The sequence below is a fragment of the Brachybacterium muris genome, from assembly GCF_016907455.1.
Lineage (GTDB): Bacteria > Actinomycetota > Actinomycetes > Actinomycetales > Dermabacteraceae > Brachybacterium > Brachybacterium muris.
Genome location: NZ_JAFBCB010000001.1, coordinates 465478 through 484472, shown reverse-complemented (window position 1 = coordinate 484472; position 18995 = coordinate 465478). Strand labels below are relative to the sequence as shown.

At 68.3% G+C, this 18995-nt stretch carries 15 protein-coding genes and 2 pseudogenes; 9 read left to right on the top strand and 8 right to left on the bottom strand.

Features of this window, described 5'->3' with window-relative positions; all coding sequences use genetic code 11:
• Positions 1–12: 12 nt before the first annotated feature.
• Together JOD52_RS02210 and JOD52_RS02205 are read right to left on the bottom strand one after the other, a co-directional pair.
• On the bottom strand, positions 13–759 hold the full coding sequence (locus tag JOD52_RS02210) for an ATP-binding protein (protein WP_338124028.1): 747 nt from the start codon (positions 757–759) through the stop codon (positions 13–15).
• Positions 756–1727: pseudogene (locus JOD52_RS02205) on the bottom strand (Mu transposase domain-containing protein); the annotation flags it as partial. The pseudogene JOD52_RS02205 and the gene JOD52_RS02210, both read right to left, overlap by 4 nt.
• A 156-nt stretch (positions 1728–1883) precedes the next feature.
• Between JOD52_RS02205 and istA the strand changes: the two are divergent.
• A complete protein-coding gene (istA, locus tag JOD52_RS02200; protein WP_204408388.1) occupies positions 1884–3446 on the top strand; it encodes an IS21 family transposase in 1563 nt (520 codons plus the stop codon).
• Complete coding sequence (locus JOD52_RS02195; RefSeq protein WP_338124028.1) at positions 3443–4189, top strand: ATP-binding protein; 747 nt, start codon at positions 3443–3445, stop codon at positions 4187–4189. Before istA ends, JOD52_RS02195 begins: the two co-directional genes overlap by 4 nt.
• Positions 4190–4304: 115 nt before the next feature.
• On the opposite strand, the pseudogene JOD52_RS02190 reads toward JOD52_RS02195, so the two are convergent.
• Positions 4305–4898, bottom strand: a pseudogene (locus tag JOD52_RS02190) (transposase); the annotation flags it as partial.
• A gap of 79 nt (positions 4899–4977) precedes the next feature.
• Between JOD52_RS02190 and JOD52_RS02185 the strand changes: the two are divergent.
• Together JOD52_RS02185 and JOD52_RS02180 are read left to right on the top strand one after the other, a co-directional pair.
• Complete coding sequence (locus JOD52_RS02185) at positions 4978–6390, top strand: type I restriction enzyme subunit R domain-containing protein (protein ID WP_239551734.1); 1413 nt, start codon at positions 4978–4980, stop codon at positions 6388–6390.
• Entirely contained in the window at positions 6387–7121 is a 735-nt protein-coding gene (locus JOD52_RS02180; protein ID WP_017825019.1) for an NYN domain-containing protein, read from the top strand. Before JOD52_RS02185 ends, JOD52_RS02180 begins: the two co-directional genes overlap by 4 nt.
• A 307-nt stretch (positions 7122–7428) precedes the next feature.
• Here JOD52_RS02180 and groL read toward each other — a convergent pair whose 3' ends face one another.
• The 3 genes from groL to JOD52_RS02165 form a co-directional block, all read right to left on the bottom strand.
• Entirely contained in the window at positions 7429–9066 is a 1638-nt protein-coding gene (gene groL / locus JOD52_RS02175; protein ID WP_017825018.1) for a chaperonin GroEL, read from the bottom strand.
• A gap of 371 nt (positions 9067–9437) precedes the next feature.
• Positions 9438–10052, bottom strand: a complete 615-nt coding sequence (locus JOD52_RS02170) for a LytR C-terminal domain-containing protein (RefSeq protein ID WP_204408651.1) — start codon at positions 10050–10052, stop codon at positions 9438–9440.
• A 50-nt stretch (positions 10053–10102) separates the two neighbouring features.
• Positions 10103–10408, bottom strand: a complete 306-nt coding sequence (locus JOD52_RS02165) for a DUF3263 domain-containing protein (protein ID WP_017825016.1) — start codon at positions 10406–10408, stop codon at positions 10103–10105.
• A gap of 111 nt (positions 10409–10519) precedes the next feature.
• On the opposite strand from JOD52_RS02165, the gene JOD52_RS02160 reads away from it, so the two are divergent.
• A complete protein-coding gene (locus JOD52_RS02160; protein ID WP_204408650.1) occupies positions 10520–11299 on the top strand; it encodes a uracil-DNA glycosylase in 780 nt (259 codons plus the stop codon).
• Here the strand turns inward: JOD52_RS02160 and JOD52_RS02155 are convergent.
• Both JOD52_RS02155 and JOD52_RS02150 read right to left on the bottom strand, forming a co-directional pair.
• The gene (locus tag JOD52_RS02155) at positions 11229–11876 is read right to left on the bottom strand and encodes a potassium channel family protein (RefSeq protein WP_017825014.1); all 648 of its coding nucleotides are present in this window, start codon (positions 11874–11876) and stop codon (positions 11229–11231) included. The two genes, JOD52_RS02160 and JOD52_RS02155, sit on opposite strands and share 71 nt — an antisense overlap.
• 64 nt (positions 11877–11940) lie before the next feature.
• Entirely contained in the window at positions 11941–13185 is a 1245-nt protein-coding gene (locus JOD52_RS02150; RefSeq protein ID WP_239551731.1) for a TrkH family potassium uptake protein, read from the bottom strand.
• A 185-nt stretch (positions 13186–13370) separates the two neighbouring features.
• On the opposite strand from JOD52_RS02150, the gene treS reads away from it, so the two are divergent.
• The 4 genes from treS to JOD52_RS02130 all read left to right on the top strand — a co-directional run bounded on the left by treS (position 13371) and on the right by JOD52_RS02130 (position 18990).
• Positions 13371–15185, top strand: coding sequence for a maltose alpha-D-glucosyltransferase (gene treS / locus JOD52_RS02145; RefSeq protein ID WP_204408649.1), 1815 nt, complete (start codon positions 13371–13373; stop codon positions 15183–15185).
• Positions 15186–15332: 147 nt separating this feature from the next.
• Positions 15333–16436: a polyprenyl synthetase family protein gene (locus JOD52_RS02140; protein ID WP_204408648.1), complete on the top strand. Its 1104-nt coding sequence runs from the start codon at positions 15333–15335 to the stop codon at positions 16434–16436.
• Positions 16433–17356, top strand: coding sequence for a phytoene/squalene synthase family protein (locus JOD52_RS02135; RefSeq protein WP_204408647.1), 924 nt, complete (start codon positions 16433–16435; stop codon positions 17354–17356). Before JOD52_RS02140 ends, JOD52_RS02135 begins: the two co-directional genes overlap by 4 nt.
• Complete coding sequence (locus JOD52_RS02130) at positions 17353–18990, top strand: oleate hydratase (RefSeq protein ID WP_204408646.1); 1638 nt, start codon at positions 17353–17355, stop codon at positions 18988–18990. The genes JOD52_RS02135 and JOD52_RS02130 overlap by 4 nt, the downstream gene beginning before the upstream one ends.
• Positions 18991–18995: the final 5 nt, after the last annotated feature.

The window sequence follows — 18995 nt, the reverse complement described above, 5'->3', positions numbered from 1 at the left end:
GCCGGCATCGGGTCACTGGGGCAGTGCGGTGTGTTCTCGCATGTTCCTGTCGCCGGTGTCGATCCAGATTGTGTTGTGCACGATGCGGTCCATGATCGCATCGGCGTGGACTGCTCCACCGAGCCGGGCGTGCCAGTCCTTCTTCGGGTACTGGGTGCAGAACACGGTCGAGCCGGTGTCATAGCGGCGCTCGAGCAGTTCCAGCAGCATCGAACGCATTCCCTCGTCAGGATGGTCCAGCAGCCACTCGTCGATCACCAGCAGCGAGAACGTGGAGTACTTCCGCAGGAACTTCGTCTGGCCCTGCGGCTTGTCCTTTGCCAGGGCCCAGGCCTCTTCGAGGTCGGGCATTCGGATGTAGTGGGCTCGGAGCCGGTGCTGGCAGGCCTGCTTCGCCAGCGCGCAGCCGAGGTAGGACTTCCCTGAGCCGGTGAAGCCCTGGAAGACCACGTTCTGTTGCCGCTGGATGAAGGAGCAGGTTGCCAGTTGCGCGATCACGTTCCGGTTCAGTCCCCGTTCCTCGACCAGATCCAGCCGCCGCAGGTCCGCTCCGGGATAACGCAGCCCCGCCCGGCGGATCAGACCCTCGACCTTTCCATGATTGAAGATGGAATGCGCCTCGTCCACGATCAGCTGGAGCCGTTCCTGGAACGACATCCCCAGCACGTGAGCCTCATCCTGGGCATCGATCGCGTCCAGCAGCGCGGTCGCGCCCATCTCGCGCAGCTTCCGCTTCGTGTCGTTATCGATCACGCTCACCGGACACCTCCGGCGTAGTAGTCGGCGCCACGGACGTATCCGCCGTCTTCCGCGGGTTCCTCGCGGGGTGGACGCAGGGCGGCGACCTTGTCCTGCCCGGTGGCCAAGATCGGGTGCAGATGCGCATAGCGCGGTGAACGGACCCGTCCCGTCAGCGCGAGTGCGCAGGCCGCCTCGACCCGATCTACGGAGAAGCGGCGAGAGAGCCGTAGCACCGCCAACGCGGGATCCAGGCCCTGTTCCACGATCGGCACGGACTCGAAGATCCGCTGGATCACGATCACCGTGGCCGGCCCGACCCGATCTGCCCACGCCCGCACCCTCTGCGCGTCCCAGGCCTGGAAACGCTCGCCCGCAGGTAGGTCCGCGTCGTTGGTGCGGTACTCATTGCTCGCGGTCTCCGGGAGCAGCAGGTGACTGGTCAGTCGCTGGCTGCCCTGATAGATCTCCAGCGTCCGGGCCGTGATGCGCAGATCGACCTTCGCGCCGATGTGCGCGAACGGCGCGGAGTAGAAGTTCCGCGCGAACGTGACGTGCCCGTTCCTGCCCACTCGTCGTCCGTAGTGCCATGTCGAGATCTCGTAGGGCACCGCCGGCAGCGGCGTCAGCAGCGGCCGCTCCTCCGCGTCGAACACGCTGGCGCGGGATCCGGGCCGCTTCTGGAACGGCTCCGCGTTATAGGCCTCCATCCGCTGCCCGATGGCGGCTGCAAGTTCGGGCAGGGACGTGAATCGCTGATCCCGCAGCCCGGCGATGACCCAGGTCGCGACGTGCGCGACGGTGTTCTCCACGCTCGCCTTGTCTTTCGGTTTCCGCACCCTCCCCGGGAGCACCGCCGCCGAGTAATGCGCTGCCATCTCGCGATACGCATCGTTCAGGACGATCTCGCCCTCGCGGGGGTGCTTCACCACACCGGTCTTGAGGTTGTCCGGAACGATCCTCGGGACCGTCCCGCCCAGCGCTGAATATTCGCCTCGCTGGGGTCCGCTGATCGAGGGTTCGGGTGCCACGTCGCTGCCGTAGCGGTGGCGTCGTTCGGGACCACCAGTGGTGTCGTTGGGGCCGCTCTGTCTACGCTCCTTCCGCCGTGTGTATAGGGCACGCGGCGGAAGGAGCAATCTGGAATGGTACGGAAGATCAGGGCGAAGCTGGTGCTCCAGCTGCGCGCAGAAGGTCTGTCGGGGCGAGCGATTTCGTCCTCGCAGGGCATGTCCCGCAAGTCCGTGAGGGCGGTGTTCGAGGCCGCTGACGCTGCAGGGATCGGGTGGGGCGATATCGCGGACGTCGCCGATGAGCAGGTGTATGCCCGGTTGTTCCCGGGCCGGGGCGAGCACGAGAGCGTGTTCGCACAGCCGGACTGGGAACAGGTCCATCGAGAGATGGCCAGGGTCGGCGTGACGCTGAAGCTGTTGCACGGCGAGTACTTCGACGCGACCACGGCGGCTGGGGATCCGGCGATGGGGTATGACCGGTTTTGCCGCACCTACCAGCACCACGTCATGGTCACCGGTGCCGCTTCGAGAGTCGGTCACAAGGCCGGCCAGAGCGTGGAGGTCGACTGGTCCGGCCCCACGATGGAGCTGGCCGATCCGGTCACCGGCGAGGTCTCGAAGGTGTTCTTGTTCGTTGCCTGCCTGCCTTTTTCTCGTTACGCGTTCTGCTTCCCGGCGCTGGATATGCGCCAGGAGTCCTGGCTGCGAGCGCACGTAGCGATGTTCGAGGCGCTGGGCGGGACGGTCCCGAGGATCGTTCCGGACAACCTCAAGACCGGTGTGGTGAAGCACCCCCGCGAGGGCGAGATCGTCCTGAACGATGCGTATCGCGAGATGGCAGCGCATTACTCGGCGGCGGTGCTCCCGGGGAGGGTGCGGAAACCGAAAGACAAGGCGAGCGTGGAGAACACCGTCGCGCACGTCGCGACCTGGGTCATCGCCGGGCTGCGGGATCAGCGATTCACGTCCCTGCCCGAACTTGCAGCCGCCATCGGGCAGCGGATGGAGGCCTATAACGCGGAGCCGTTCCAGAAGCGGCCCGGATCCCGCGCCAGCGTGTTCGACGCGGAGGAGCGGCCGCTGCTGACGCCGCTGCCGGCGGTGCCCTACGAGATCTCGACATGGCACTACGGACGACGAGTGGGCAGGAACGGGCACGTCACGTTCGCGCGGAACTTCTACTCCGCGCCGTTCGCGCACATCGGCGCGAAGGTCGATCTGCGCATCACGGCCCGGACGCTGGAGATCTATCAGGGCAGCCAGCGACTGACCAGTCACCTGCTGCTCCCGGAGACCGCGAGCAATGAGTACCGCACCAACGACGCGGACCTACCTGCGGGCGAGCGTTTCCAGGCCTGGGACGCGCAGAGGGTGCGGGCGTGGGCAGATCGGGTCGGGCCGGCCACGGTGATCGTGATCCAGCGGATCTTCGAGTCCGTGCCGATCGTGGAACAGGGCCTGGATCCCGCGTTGGCGGTGCTACGGCTCTCTCGCCGCTTCTCCGTAGATCGGGTCGAGGCGGCCTGCGCACTCGCGCTGACGGGACGGGTCCGTTCACCGCGCTATGCGCATCTGCACCCGATCTTGGCCACCGGGCAGGACAAGGTCGCCGCCCTGCGTCCACCCCGCGAGGAACCCGCGGAAGACGGCGGATACGTCCGTGGCGCCGACTACTACGCCGGAGGTGTCCGGTGAGCGTGATCGATAACGACACGAAGCGGAAGCTGCGCGAGATGGGCGCGACCGCGCTGCTGGACGCGATCGATGCCCAGGATGAGGCTCACGTGCTGGGGATGTCGTTCCAGGAACGGCTCCAGCTGATCGTGGACGAGGCGCATTCCATCTTCAATCATGGAAAGGTCGAGGGTCTGATCCGCCGGGCGGGGCTGCGTTATCCCGGAGCGGACCTGCGGCGGCTGGATCTGGTCGAGGAACGGGGACTGAACCGGAACGTGATCGCGCAACTGGCAACCTGCTCCTTCATCCAGCGGCAACAGAACGTGGTCTTCCAGGGCTTCACCGGCTCAGGGAAGTCCTACCTCGGCTGCGCGCTGGCGAAGCAGGCCTGCCAGCACCGGCTCCGAGCCCACTACATCCGAATGCCCGACCTCGAAGAGGCCTGGGCCCTGGCAAAGGACAAGCCGCAGGGCCAGACGAAGTTCCTGCGGAAGTACTCCACGTTCTCGCTGCTGGTGATCGACGAGTGGCTGCTGGACCATCCTGACGAGGGAATGCGTTCGATGCTGCTGGAACTGCTCGAGCGCCGCTATGACACCGGCTCGACCGTGTTCTGCACCCAGTACCCGAAGAAGGACTGGCACGCCCGGCTCGGTGGAGCAGTCCACGCCGATGCGATCATGGACCGCATCGTGCACAACACAATCTGGATCGACACCGGCGACAGGAACATGCGAGAACACACCGCACTGCCCCAGTGACCCGATGCCGGCGGGAGCCAGTGGTCCCCACCGCGGCGGCTACTGGCCCCCGTCGGCACGATCGGCGGTCCCCAAGAGCAAGATTCGGTGGCTCCCACGACTACGAATACTCAAGGAACATCGCTACGTGCGCTCGCAGCCAGGACTCCTGGCGCATATCCAGCGCCGGGAAGCAGAACGCGTAACGAGAAAAAGGCAGGCAGGCAACGAACAAGAACACCTTCGAGACCTCGCCGGTGACCGGATCGGCCAGCTCCATCGTGGGGCCGGACCAGTCGACCTCCACGCTCTGGCCGGCCTTGTGACCGACTCTCGAAGCGGCACCGGTGACCATGACGTGGTGCTGGTAGGTGCGGCAAAACCGGTCATACCCCATCGCCGGATCCCCAGCCGCCGTGGTCGCGTCGAAGTACTCGCCGTGCAACAGCTTCAGCGTCACGCCGACCCTGGCCATCTCTCGATGGACCTGTTCCCAGTCCGGCTGTGCGAACACGCTCTCGTGCTCGCCCCGGCCCGGGAACAACCGGGCATACACCTGCTCATCGGCGACGTCCGCGATATCGCCCCACCCGATCCCTGCAGCGTCAGCGGCCTCGAACACCGCCCTCACGGACTTGCGGGACATGCCCTGCGAGGACGAAATCGCTCGCCCCGACAGACCTTCTGCGCGCAGCTGGAGCACCAGCTTCGCCCTGATCTTCCGTACCATTCCAGATTGCTCCTTCCGCCGCGTGCCCTATACACACGGCGGAAGGAGCGTAGACAGAGCGGCCCCAACGACACCACTGGTGGTCCCGAACGACGCCACCGCTACGGCAGCGACGTGGCACCCGAACCCTCGATCAGCGGACCCCAGCGAGGCGAATATTCAGCCGGAGCTCGGCGGTCGCGCCAAAGCCATGGTGGTCACCGATTCCCGCGCTGCTGCGGTCAAGTACGCCCGGTCGTTCCGCCGCATCTGCACCGAGGAAAAGCTGGACCTCCATGCCCTCGTCGCCTTCTCCGGCGACGTACCCGATCCAGAGATCACAGCCCTGCCCGGCACGAGACCCCCGACTGTTACTGAGACCAGTGAGAACCCTCAGCTCAAAGGCCGCGACCTCGCCAAGGTATTCGCCGGGCCGGACGAGCACGTACTGATCGTCGCCAACAAGTACCAGACCGGCTTCGACCAGCCACTACTGGTGGGAATGTACGTCGACAAACAGTTGTCGGGGATCGCCGCCGTGCAGACGCTCTCGCGCCTGAACCGCATGGCACCGGGGAAGTCCGACACCTACGTGCTGGACTTCGTCAACGACCCCGAGCAGATCCTCGCTGCGTTCCGCGAGTACTACGAAGACGCAGAGATCACCACGGAGTCAGACCCAGACCTCGTGATGGACATGCACGCCAAGCTCGAGCAGGCCGGGATCCACACCCCGCAAGAGGTGGATCTCTTCTGGGAGGCGTGGACACGCAAGGGCGCCAAGCACACTGACCCCGAGCGACACATCAAGCCAGCCGAGGACCGCTTCGGCGACCGCTGGCGGCGCGCACTACTGACCGGTGATCGCGCCGAGCGGGACGCCCTCATCGACTACCGCTCCACCCTCACGCAGTACATCAAGGCCTACGCTTTCTTCTCCCAGCTGGTCGACTACGGAAACCCCCGGTATGAGAAGTTCAGCGCCTTTGCCGACCTGCTGGCCCGGCGCCTGCGCGGTTTCACCGACGAGGACCCCACCCCTGACGAGGTCGACGTCTCCGACATCGTCCTGACCCACTACCGCCTCCAGAAGATCCGCGAGGACGATCTCAAGCTCGGCGAGATCGAGCCCAAGGGCCTCACGGGGATGACCGAGGCGGGCATGGCCGCCGCCCGCGAGCGGAAGCGCGAGCGCAAGACGGAGATCATCGACAAGGTCAACCGCTATCTGGGCGGGCTCGATGTACCGGACGACTACAAGCTCAGCGGCGTGGAGAGCCTGCTCGCCGAGGTCGTCACCGATCACACCATGCAGGCCATCGCCCACTCCAACTCCCGCATCGACTTCGCTGCCGCCCCGGGAATGAAGACCGTGGTCGAGAACGCCGTGTGGAGCGTGGAGGAATCCAGCGGCGCCGTTATCAAGCACCTGCGGGACATGCCGTGGGAGGACCTGCGGGCGATGCTCATGGACGTGGGCCTGTACGAGCGGCTGCAGGAGGCGGCGTCGTGAGAATCGGGGTATACATCGACGGGTACAACCTCTACTACGGGGCCCGGCGCCTCGCCGGCAAGTCGACACCCGGCTGGCGCTGGCTCGACGTGCGCGCACTGTCCCGGCGCATCATCTCCACGAGCTCCACATGGAGCAACTGGAGTCTGAAGCGCGTTATCTACTGCACCGCGCGCATCAGTGGAGCGAGCAACCCCATTGGTCAGAGAGAGCAGGACGTCTATCTCAGGGCACTGACTCGGTCCGGATCGGTGGACCACATCGAGTACGGGAACTACGTCGCACGGGTCGCGACGGCGCCCCTTGCCGTGAACTCGGCCAAGGGCAAGCCTGTGCTCACGACATCAGCGTGGCCGGTGATGGTGCAGGACTCCACAGGATCAGCCGTTCCCGATGCGACATTCATGGTCTCGGTGGCACGCCGAGAAGAGAAGGGATCGGACGTGAACGTCGCCTCTCACTTGTTGATCGACACGCTCACCAACGTCATCGACGCAGCCGTGGTCATCTCCAACGACAGCGATCTGGCCATGCCGATCAGCGCGGCTCGTACCAGGGTTCCCGTCGGCCTCATCAACCCAACCCCTGGGTACCTGGCTGGCAAGCTCAGCGGTACGCCTAGCGAAGGAGTGGGGAACCACTGGTGGTACCAGCTGACACATTCCGACCTCACCAGCTGCCAGCTTCCCGATCCCGTCGCAGGGAAGGTCCGGAAGCCTCAGCCGTGGTGAAGGGCCATCCGGGTTGGGATCTGGCTGTACGAATCGACACGCTTCCCTGCACGTAGGTTGTCCGCTCGGCCAACTGCACTCTATATTTGGTGCACACCACCCGACCCCTCTGGGGTCGGGTTTTTCTTTGCGCTGAGGCACCTCCATCAGCGGCCTCGTCACCACGATCCCGCGTGGGCCATCTCCCGAGACACCCGCGTCCGTCGCATCCCTCCGGTTCCGGCAAGGAGCTCCGCCTGTAGCACAGCGCCCCGCCCCGGATTACCCGGGACGGGGCGCTGATCGCTGATGAGTGCTCAGCGGCTGGTCACATCATGCCGCCCATGCCACCCATGCCGCCCATGTCGTCGCCACCGGCGGGAGCCTTGACCGGCTCCGGCTTGTCGGCCACGACGGCCTCGGTGGTGAGGAACAGGCCGGCGATGGACGCGGCGTTCTGCAGAGCGGAGCGGGTCACCTTGACCGGGTCGAGGATGCCGGCCTTCAGCAGGTCCTCGTACTCGCCGGTGGCCGCGTTCAGGCCCTGGCCGACGGGAAGGTTCTTGACCTTCTCCGCCACGACGCCGCCCTCAAGACCGGCGTTGACCGCGATCTGCTTGAGCGGTGCCTCGATGGCGACCTTGACGATGTTGCCACCGGTGGCCTCGTCGCCCTCGAGGGCGAGCTTGCCGAAGGTGTCCGCACCGGCCTGCAGCAGCGCGACGCCACCACCGGCGACGACGCCCTCTTCCACGGCGGCCTTGGCGTTGCGCACGGCATCCTCGATGCGGTGCTTGCGCTCCTTCAGCTCCACCTCGGTCGCGGCGCCGGCCTTGATGACGGCGACGCCGCCGGCCAGCTTCGCGAGGCGCTCCTGGAGCTTCTCGCGGTCGTAGTCCGAGTCCGAGTTCTCGATCTCGGCGCGGATCTGCTTGACGCGACCGGCGATGCGGTCGGCGTCGCCGGCGCCCTCGACGATGGTGGTCTCGTCCTTGGTGACGACGACCTTGCGTGCCTGGCCCAGCAGCTCGAGGCCGGCGGTCTCCAGCTTGAGGCCCACCTCCTCGGCGATGACCTGGCCGCCGGTGAGGATCGCCATGTCCTCCAGCATCGCCTTGCGGCGGTCGCCGAAGCCGGGGGCCTTGACGGCCACGGACTTGAAGGAGCCGCGCAGCTTGTTGACCACCAGCACGGCGAGGGCTTCGCCCTCGACGTCCTCGGCGATGATCGCCAGCGGCTTGCCGGACTGGATGACCTTCTCCAGCAGCGGCAGCAGGTCCTTGACGGTGGAGATCTTGGAGCTGGTCAGCAGGATGTACGGATCCTCGAGGACCGTCTCCTGACGCTCGGCGTCGGTGACGAAGTAGGGCGAGATGAAGCCCTTGTCGAACCGCATGCCCTCGGTGAGCTCCAGCTCGAGGCCCATGGTGTTGGACTCCTCGACCGTGATCACGCCCTCCTTGCCGACCTTGTCCAGGGCCTCGGCGATGAGCTCGCCGATGGCCGGGTCGGCCGCGGAGATGGCGGCGGTGTTGGCGATCTGCTCCTTGGTGTCGACCTCCTTGGCCTGCGCCAGCAGGGTCTCGGAGACGGCCGCGACGGCCTTGTCGATACCGCGCTTCAGGGCGATCGGGTTGGCGCCGGCGGCAACGTTGCGCAGGCCCTCCTTGACCAGGGCCTGAGCCAGGACGGTGGCGGTGGTGGTGCCGTCGCCCGCGATGTCGTCGGTCTTCTTGGCGACCTCCTTGACGAGCTCGGCACCGATCTTCTCGTAGGGATCGTCGAGCTCGATCTCCTTGGCGATGGAGACGCCGTCGTTGGTGATCGTGGGTGCGCCCCAGGACTTCTCGAGCACGACGTTGCGACCCTTGGGGCCGAGGGTGACCTTGACGGCGTCGGCGAGCTGGTTCATACCCCGCTCGAGACCGCGCCGGGCCTCCTCGTCGTATGCGATGAGCTTGGCCATGTGTGGAATCTCTCCCGTGTGGTGTGGTGTCCACCCGACCCTGTGCCCGCGACGGACGAGACCCGCAGCCGTGTTCATGTCCCACGGCTCCGGACCCCTCACGGGGTCGGAATGTTCGTGGTCGGCAGGCGGCTAGCGCCTCCGATCAGGCATCCGCTGGTCGAGCGTGAACACCCAGAGGCGTTGTCACTCCCGACCGGTGAGTGCCAGATCATCATAAGCACTCTCCACCCGAGAGTGCTAACCCTCCGAGGTGCTCCGGGTGCGCCCTGGGTGAACGAGCTGCGCGCCGTCTCCGCGCAGGGGAACGAGAGGCACGGGAACGACGGGCACGGGGGCCACGGGCACAGAGACTGCAAGGGCGGGGCTGATCAGCCCTCGTCGCCCTCGCCCTCGCCGCCCTCATCACCGCTGCCGGGCTCGGTCACCGCCACGAAGGTGATGCGGGACTCGTACTCATCGCTCTGGCGGGCCTCACCGGCGCCGACCTCCTGCGCGAGGGCCTGGGCGGTGTCGGCATCGGCCTCGTCGCGGTAGAACACCACCGGCTCCTGCTGCACGTTGTCGGCGGTGCCGATGCTCACCTGCTCCCAGCCGGAGCCCTCGAGGGAGTCGCGCCAGGCGCCGGCCATGCCGTTGATGCCGCCGGCGTTGATGACCATCACCGGGATGGAGCGATCAGGTTCGGGGGCCGGGGCCTCCTCCTCCTGGCCTTCGCTGCTCTCCTCCTCCGCAGGAGCCTCCTCGGTGGTCTCCGATGCGGCGGGCGAGGTGGGGTCACTGGCGCGGTCGTCGCCGTCCCTGCCCATGCCGCCGATCAAGAACAGCAGCACCAGCAGCGTCACGAAGGCCGCCGCGATGATGACGAGGTAGATGAGGTTCTGACGCCAGAACGGCTCCTCGGCGCGGTGCGCACCGTGGAACGTCGCGGCATCTGCCTCGTCGTCGAATCGATCGGGCGGGTACGGGTACTGGGTATCGGCCACGGGCCTATTAAACCCGTTCGGGCCGGCAGGGGGTGGGAGCACACGCCTGCTCAAGCCACCCTGTGGTCCGGCGATGCGGTGGAGAGGTCGTCGGCCGAGGTGCGCCGGTCCCGCAGGCGGTTCACCAGGGCAGGGGCGGCGCGCAGTGCTGCCGGGTCGTCCAGCAGGGCGTTCAGCCGCACGTAGTAGGCGGTGCGGGACATGGCCAGCTGCTCGCGGATCACGCGCTCCTTGGTGCCCACGAAACGGAAGGTGCGCGACTCCAGTTCGAGGATCCGCCGATCCCGCTCGGACAGCTCCTCCCCTGCGCCCTCAGGGCGGGACGGCTGATCGGAGTGCGCATCGGCGGGGGGCATGGGCCGAGCGTACGCGGGCGGCGGCTCGCTCCCGCAGCGGCGCGCCGGACCTCGTCGAACCCCGTGGTCGGACACGCATCGCCACTTCGGCCAGCATGGAACACTGTCGCCATGCCGAAGCCGCTCGCCCAGATCATCGCTCCCGACTGGGCCGAGGCCCTCTCCCCCGCCGAGCAGCAGATCCATGCCCTGGGTGACTTCCTGCGCGAGGAGGCCGCTTCGGGTCGCGGATACCTGCCACACGGCGAGCACGTGCTGAGGGCCTTCACCCGTCCTCTCGCCGAGGTGAAGGTGCTGATCGTGGGGCAGGACCCGTACCCCACTCCCGGGCATCCCATCGGGCTCTCCTTCGCCGTCGAGGAGCACGTGCGTCCCCTGCCCCGCAGCCTTGCGAACATCTACTCCGAGCTGCAGGCGGACCTGGGCATCCCGCCCGCCGCACACGGTGACCTCACCGCCTGGCAGGAGCAGGGGGTGCTGCTGCTGAACCGGGTGCTCACCGTGAGGCCCGGCTCCCCCGGGTCGCACCGCCGGCGCGGCTGGGAGGAGATCACCGAGCTCGCGATCCGTGCACTGGTGGCCCGCGGCGGGCCCCTGGTGGCGCTGCTGTGGGGGAAGGACGCCCAGTCCCTGGTGCCGATGCTGGGAGCGGTCCCCTACGTCGCGAGCCCCCACCCAAGCCCCCTGTCGGCCTCCCGCGGGTTCTTCGGTTCCAGGCCGTTCTCGCGGGTCAACGAACTGCTGGCCCAGCAGGGCGGCCAGCAGATCGTCTGGCAGATTCCGTCGACCGACAGCGGCACGGCAAGCACGGATCGCGACCTCAGTCCAAGCGGCCGAAGCGCTCCAGGTTCGCCTCCTGCCCGGCGACGATCAACTGATCACCTGGGTTGAACGTGGTCTGCAGGGAGACGTACTCCCAGTCCCGCCCGGCCGGGCAGCGGGCGATCAGGCGCACATCGAAGCGTTCCGCGATGCGGGCATCGGCCGCGGTGCGGTGCAGCAGACGGTTGGGGACGGGGAACAGGCCCATGGCAAACCCCCGCCCGTAGGTCACCCATTCCTCGGCCCGATCCGCGATCCGGTGCGCGACCCGTTGCCCGGTCTCATGCTGGGGTTTGATCACGTTGGCCACCCCGAGCTGGTCGAGGATCTGCGCGTGGTCGGCCGATTCGGCCTTCGCCCAGAGGTCCTCGACTCCGGCCCGCAGGAGGTGGGAGCACGCCAGCACGCTGGCTTCCAGGCGGCCGCCGACCGCGACGACGACCCGGTCGGCATCGCGCACCCCGAGCTGGGAGTGCACCTCTTCGCGGGTGATGTCCGCCCGCACCACATGGGTGAGACGCCCGTCGTGGTCCTGCACCACGGTCTCATCCTGGTCGACCCCCAGGACTTCGACCCCCAGGCGCGTCAGTTCGACCGCGAGAGCGGAGCCGAACCGGCCGAGCCCCAGCACCACGACGCTGCGCACGTGGTGCTCCTCATCCTTCGGATCGCGGCGGGACAGCAGGGTTCGATGGGCCGATGGCGTTCGATTAGCCAATGAGGGGTCGCTCCTTCGGTGGTTCGTACAGCAGGGGCCGAGGCCGCAGTGCCAGGGCGGTGCCCAGGGAGATGGGGCCCACTCGCCCCACGAACATGAGCAGGGCGAGGATCAGGCAGGACGCATCGCTGAGCTGCGGAGTGATCCCGGTGGACAGGCCGGTCGTGGAGATCGCAGAGGCCACCTCGAACAGCACCCGGTCGAGGGGGTGGTCCTCCAGGGCCATCAGCGCGGCGGTGGCCCCCAGCAGCATGATCGACATCAGCCCCACGACGGTCACCACCTGCCGGTTCACCCCCTGCGGGAGCCTCTTGCCAAAGGCGATGACGTGGCTGTCGCCGCGCAGTTCGCTGCGGATGGTGAGCACCAGGATCAGCACCGTGGTGATCTTCAGGCCGCCCGCGGTCCCGGCGGGGCCACCGCCGATGAGCATGAGGATGACGGTGCTCAGCCAGGTCTCCTCCCGCATCGCGCCCACGTCCACCGCGTTGAACCCGGCCGTACGGCTGAACACCGAGTGCAGCAGGGCGTTGAGCACCTTCTGCGGCCAGTCCATCGGCCCGAGGGTGCCGGGGTTGGAGTGCTCGGTCAGCAGCGTGGTCACCAGCCCGGCCAGCAGCAGGATGGGGGTGCCGGTGAGGACGAGTTTCGTGGTCAGCGTCCAGTGCCGGGGGCCGTGCCGTCGTCGCAGCAATTCGGCGATAACGGGGAAGCCGAGCCCCCCGGCCACCACGGCCGCGGCGAGCGTCAGCGTCACCAGGGGATCGTCGGTATACCGGATCAGACTGTCACTGTGCGGGGAGAACCCGGCGTTGTTGAACGCGGAGACCGCGTGGAAGACGGCACTGCCCGCCGCTGACAGCACGGGAAGCCCGTCACGCAGGGCGAAGGCGGTGAACAGGATCGCGGCCACCACCAGTTCGATGAGGAGGGAGGTGACCACGATGCCTCGCACCACCGCGCCCGCGTCGCCCAGTTCGGCATGGATCTCCCTGCCCGCGGTCACCCGTGCGCGCAGGCCCAAACGACGCATCGTCACCAGTCCCAGGAGAGTGGCCAGGGTCATCACCCCGGTTCCCCCGATCTGGATCAGCAGCAGGATCACCACCTGCCCGAAGGTCGTCCAATGGGCGGGGTCCAGCACCACCAGGCCCGTCACCGACATCGCCGAGACTGCCGTGAACAAGCTGTCCACCAGACCGGTCCAGGTTCCATCAGCGGAAGAGACCGGGAGCATCAGAAGAGCGGTCCCGCAGATCAGTACGGCCCCGGCCCCGGCGACCGCGATGCGGGCGGGGGAACTGCCGGGCCTTGCGAGAACCGCGTGTGGCACGGCCTGAACATACCACCGGACGGGGCCGCCGCCCACCACCGCCTCCACTACGCTGGGGCCTGACGCGCAGACGATCGAAGGAGCAGGTTATGGCCCTGAACGCCACCCAGTTCTCGCCGCAGGGACCGGGGGTCGACTACGACCCCCACTGGTACCGAAAGGCCGTGTTCTACGAGGTGCTGGTGCGCGCCTTCGCCGACGGCAACGGCGATGGCACCGGTGATTTCAGCGGTCTGATCGATCGCCTCGACTACCTGCAGTGGCTGGGCATCGACTGTCTGTGGCTGCCGCCGTTCTTCGCCTCGCCGCTGCGCGACGGCGGTTACGACATCTCCGACTACGAGGCGGTGCTGCCGGAGTTCGGGTCCATCACCGACTTCGAGCGCCTGGTCTCCGAGGCCCACCGCCGCGGCATCCGCGTGATCATCGACCTGCCGCTGAACCACACCTCTGACAAGCACCCCTGGTTCCTGGAGTCACGCTCGGACCCGGAGGGCCCCTTCGGCGACTTCTACGTGTGGTCCGACACCGACGAGAAGTACCAGGAAGCGCGGATCATCTTCGTGGACACCGAGGAGTCGAACTGGACCTTCGACCCGGTGCGCCGCCAGTTCTTCTGGCACCGCTTCTTCTCCCACCAGCCCGACCTGAACTTCGAGAACCCGAAGGTGCGCGAGGCCATCTTCGACGTGGTGAAGTTCTGGCTGGACAAGGGCATCGACGGCTTCCGGGCCGACGCCATCCCCTACCTGTTCGAGGAGGAGGGCACCGACGGCGAGAACCTGCCCGCCACCCACGACTTCCTGGTGGACCTCCGGGCGTTCGTGGATGAGCACTGGCCCGGCAAGGTGATCATCGCCGAGGCCAACCAGTGGCCCCAGGACGTGGTGGAGTACTTCGGCTCCGAGGACCACCCCGAGTGCCACATGTGCTTCCACTTCCCGGTGATGCCGCGCATCTTCTACGCGCTGCGCGAGGGCTCGGCCCGCCACATCATCGACATCATGGACGACACCCCGGAGATCCCTGCGGGCGCCCAGTGGGGCACGTTCCTGCGCAACCACGACGAGCTGACCCTGGAGATGGTGACCCCCGAGGACCGCTCGGCGATGCTGGGGTGGTACGCCCCGGACTCCCGCATGCGGGCGAACGTGGGCATCCGCCGGCGCCTGGCGCCGCTGCTGGACAACTCCCGCTCGGAGCTGGAGCTGATCCACGCCCTGCTGCTGTCGCTGCCGGGCTCGCCGTTCCTGTACTACGGCGACGAGATCGGGATGGGCGACAACATCTGGCTGGAGGACCGCGACGCGGTGCGCACCCCGATGCAGTGGACCCCGGACCGCAATGCCGGGTTCAGCGAGATCACCGATCCGGGCAAGCTGTACCTGCCGGTGATCCAGTCGCTGGTGTACCACTACTCCACCACCAACGTGGAGGCGGAGATGGCCCACTCCGGCTCCTTCCTGCACTTCGTGCGGTGGATGCTGGCGGTGCGCCGCGAGCACGAGGCCTTCGGGATGGGCGCCTACCGCAACATCCCGGCCGACTCCGACCGGGTGCTGGCCTTCACCCGCACCTACGACGGCTCCGAGCACGGTGAGCACGCCGACTCCCACGCCGAGACCCTGCTGTGCGTGTTCAACCTGTCCCCGCAGCCGGTCACCGCCACCCTCGACCTGGGCGGCCTGGCTCGACGCACCGTGCGCGACCTGTTCGGCGGCCACGAGTTCCCGGCCGTGGACGACGACGGCAAGCTCACCATCATGCTGGGGTCCCACGGCTACTACTGGCTGAAGGTGCGCCCCCTCTCCCCCGAGGGCGAGCCGATGACCACCACCACGGCGTTCCCCGTGATCCGTGACGAGAGCATGGTGGACGACGAGGACGCCACCAACGCGATCTGAGCGGTGGTGCTCCGCGGGGTGCACCTCGAAGGACCACGCGGTCGGTCCGAGCAGGTCGCGGGCCGATTCGAACCCTGTGCTGGAGGCTCCTCCCCTCCCTGGGAGGAGTCTCCGGGCGCGACTGGCCGAATATGGTTAACTAACCGAGTGAACTACTTTGATCTCCAGGGGATCGAGCTGTCGGCGGTGGATTCCGCCCTGGAGCGGTTCGTCCGCGAGCAGCAGTCATGCCCCTCCGGGGCGGGCGTCCACGGTCGGTCGCTGTGGGAAGAGGTGCTCGAGCACACCCGCAGCGGCAAGCGTCTGCGCTCACGCCTGGTGATGCTGGCAGCCTGCAGCAACGGCCCCCACGACCACGAGGCCGCCGCAGCCGTCGCCGCCGCGTACGGGTTGCTCCACGCCGCGTTCATCCTGCACGACGACGTGATCGACCGTGACGACATGCGCTACGGCCGCCCGTCCCTCCATGCCGCCCACGCCGCCGGTGCAGCCTCGCGCGGCATGAGCGATGACCTGGCCACCCACCGTGGCTACACCCGCTCGATCCTGGCCGGTGACCTGGCCCTGGCCGCCGCCTACCGACTGCTGCTGGCCGGCACCGCGGATGTGCCGGCCCCTGCGCGGGAGGAACTCCAGCGGATCCTGCACGACACGGTGGTCACCACCACCCTGGGCGAACTGCTGGACGTGGAGCTGTCCTTCTCCCCGGACCAGGCGACCACCGGGGACGACGCCGGGGATCCCCGCGAGAAGGCGCTGCGCACCGCCGAGCTGAAGACCGCCGTGTACACCTTCTGCGCGCCCCTGCAGTCCGGCGCCCTGCTGGCCGGACTGGGAGCGGACCAGGTGGCGGCCGTGGGTCGGATCGGCACCCATCTGGGCATGGCCTTCCAGCTCGAGGACGATCTGCTGGGGGTGTTCGGCGATCCCGGCGCGATCGGGAAGCCCGTCGGGGGTGACCTGCGCGAGGGCAAGCACACCTACCTGATGGCCACGGCGCTGGCCTCCGAGGCCGCCTCGGAGGTGAAGGACCTGCTGTCCCGCGCCTGTGCGGCCGACGATGACGAGCTCTCCCGGATCAACCTCGCCATGCGCGAGCTGCTCACCCGGTGCGGCGCCCTGCAGGCTACCGCCGATCAGATCCGGGACCACGCACGCCAGGCCCGCGATGAGATCGCCGGGGCCGCCCTGCCCGGGCCACTCGGGGATGCGCTGGCCGCCCTGGCCGAGGAGATCGGCAGCGCTCGATGATCGTCCAGCCCCAGACCCCTGACCCTCAGGCCGCCCGCGACGCACGCACCTACGCGAGCGCTGCCACCCGCTCCGCGGACCGGGTGATCGACTCCTACTCCACCAGCTTCGGCGCCGCGACCCGCCTGCTCGGCGCCCCCGTGCGGGCCCGGGTGCGATCGATCTATGCCCTGGTGCGGGTGGCCGATGAGATCGTGGACGGCGCCGCGCTGGGCAGCGGCCTGACCCCCGAGCAGATCGCCGAGGTACTGGACGAGTACGAGGCCCGCACCGAGCAGGCCCTGGCCAGCGGGTTCAGCAGCGACCTGGTGGTGCACGCCTTCGCGCTCACCGCCCGCAGCTGCGGCATCACCACCGAACTGACCCGCCCCTTCTTCGCCTCCATGCGCGCAGACCTCACCGTCACCGAGCACAACCCCGACTCCTTCGAGGAGTACGTGTACGGCTCAGCGGAGGTGGTGGGCCTGATGTGCCTGCACGTGTTCGCCACCGACCGTTCCCCCGTGCCCGTGGCACCCTCCCCGCAGCTGCTGGACGGGGCCCGGCGCCTCGGTGCAGCCTTCCAGAAGGTGAACTTCCTGCGTGACCTGCGGGCCGATGCCGAAGGCCGCGGCCGCAGCTACTTCCCCGGCGTGGACCCCGCCACCCTCACCGAGGACGAGAAGCGCACCCTGCTGGCCGACATCCGCGGGGACCTCGCTGCCGCCGGCGCCGCGATCGAGCAGCTCCCCGACACCAGTCGCACCGCAGTGCGCACCGTCCACGACCTCTTCGCTGCTCTCGCTGACCGGCTGGAGCGCACCGACGCCGCGTCCCTGCGCACGAGCCGAGTGCGCGTGCCCGATGCCCAGAAGACAGCAATCATCACCCGGGCCGTGCTCCGTGAGCGCCGGCCCCGACGGCGGAGGAGCCGCGCATGAGCAGGGTCATCATCATCGGGGCCGGCATCGCCGGGCTCGCTTCCGCGGCGCTGCTGGCCCGCGACGGCCACCAGGTGACGGTGCTCGAGGCCCGCGAGGAGATCGGCGGGCGGGCAGGCCGGCTTGAGGACGACGGCTTCGTGTTCGACACCGGGCCGTCCTGGTACCTGATGCCTGAGTGCTTCGAGCACTTCTTCTCCCTGCTGGGCGAGAAGGTGGAGGACCACCTGGAACTGGTGGACCTGGACCCCGCCTACCGGGTGTACGGCGAGGGCCACTCGGAGCCGCTGGATGTGCGCTCGGACCGGGCAGCCGCCGTCGCCCTGTTCGAGCAGGTCGAGCCGGGGGCCGGGAAGCGCCTGGAGCGCTACCTGGACTCGGCCCGCTCCACGTACGAGCTGGCCACCCGCTCGTTCCTCTACACCACGTTCTCCGGGGTGCCGGTGGGCACAGCCCTGCGGTCCCTGCCGCAGCTGCCGCGCCTGGCCCGGCTGCTGCTGGAGTCGCTGCACTCCCTCGCCGCCCGCACCGTGCGGGACACCCGCCTGCGGCAGATCCTGGGATACCCGGCGGTGTTCCTGGCCGCCACCCCGCGCACGGCACCGAGCCTGTACCACCTGATGAGCGCGATGGATCTCGAGGACGGCGTGAAGTACCCCCAGGGCGGCTTCCACCGGATCATCGAGGTGATCGCCGACCTAGCCCGCGCCGAGGGCGCCGAGATCCGCACCGGCGCGGAGGTCACCGCGATCCGCACCACCGACGGGACCGGCACGCTCTCGCACCTGGCCGGGATGCTGCCTGGCCGCGGAAGGGCCCGGGCCACCGGGGTCACCGTCCGCACTGCAGGTGGCACCGAACGGATCGATGCCGATGTGGTGGTCTCCGCCGCAGACCTCCACCACACCGAGACCCGTCTGCTGCCCGAGGAACTGCGCACCTACCCGCAGCAGTACTGGGACACCCGCACCAGCGGCCCCGGCGCGGTGCTGGCCCTGCTCGGAGTGGAGGGCGAACTGCCGCAGCTGGCCCACCACACGCTGCTGTTCACCAAGGACTGGGAGGCGAACTTCGCACAGATCGGCGGGAAGGTCCCGACGGTGCCGGACCCGGCCAGCATCTACGTGTGCCGCAACTCCGCCACCGACCCCTCCAGCGCCCCGGAGGGCAGCGAGAACCTGTTCGTGCTGATCCCCGTCTCCCCCGATGCCCCCGACGGCAGCGGTCTGGGCCGCGGCGGGCCGGACGGCACCGGCTCCGAGGCCGTCGAGCGCGCAGTGGACCAGGCCATCGCCCAGATCAGCGACTGGGCCGGGATCCCGGACCTCGCCGAACGCATCACGGTGCGCCACAGCGTGGGCCCCGGTGACTTCACCGCCGATCTGCACTCCTGGCGCGGCAACGCTCTGGGCCCGGCGCACACGCTGCGCCAGTCCGCGTTCCTGCGCGGCTCCAACCGGTCGAAGCACCTGCCGAACCTACTGTATGCCGGGGGCACCACGGTGCCGGGCGTGGGGTTGCCGATGTGCCTGATCAGCGCGGAGAACGTGCTGAAGCGCCTGCGGGGCGACCGCAGCGACGGCCCGCTGTCGCCCGCTCAGCTTCCGCGCCGGGGCGGTGCCTCCCGGGGATGATGGAG

Coding starts and splice junctions, on each gene's coding strand:
- istA (WP_204408388.1), top strand. CDS start 1,884: ATGGTACGGAAGATCAGGGCGAAGCTGGTGCTCCAGCTGCGCGCAGAA.
- groL (WP_017825018.1), bottom strand. CDS start 9,066: ATGGCCAAGCTCATCGCATACGACGAGGAGGCCCGGCGCGGTCTCGAG.
- JOD52_RS02165 (WP_017825016.1), bottom strand. CDS start 10,408: ATGCCCCCCGCCGATGCGCACTCCGATCAGCCGTCCCGCCCTGAGGGC.
- JOD52_RS02160 (WP_204408650.1), top strand. CDS start 10,520: ATGCCGAAGCCGCTCGCCCAGATCATCGCTCCCGACTGGGCCGAGGCC.
- JOD52_RS02150 (WP_239551731.1), bottom strand. CDS start 13,185: ATGCTCCCGGTCTCTTCCGCTGATGGAACCTGGACCGGTCTGGTGGAC.
- treS (WP_204408649.1), top strand. CDS start 13,371: ATGGCCCTGAACGCCACCCAGTTCTCGCCGCAGGGACCGGGGGTCGAC.
- JOD52_RS02135 (WP_204408647.1), top strand. CDS start 16,433: ATGATCGTCCAGCCCCAGACCCCTGACCCTCAGGCCGCCCGCGACGCA.
- JOD52_RS02130 (WP_204408646.1), top strand. CDS start 17,353: ATGAGCAGGGTCATCATCATCGGGGCCGGCATCGCCGGGCTCGCTTCC.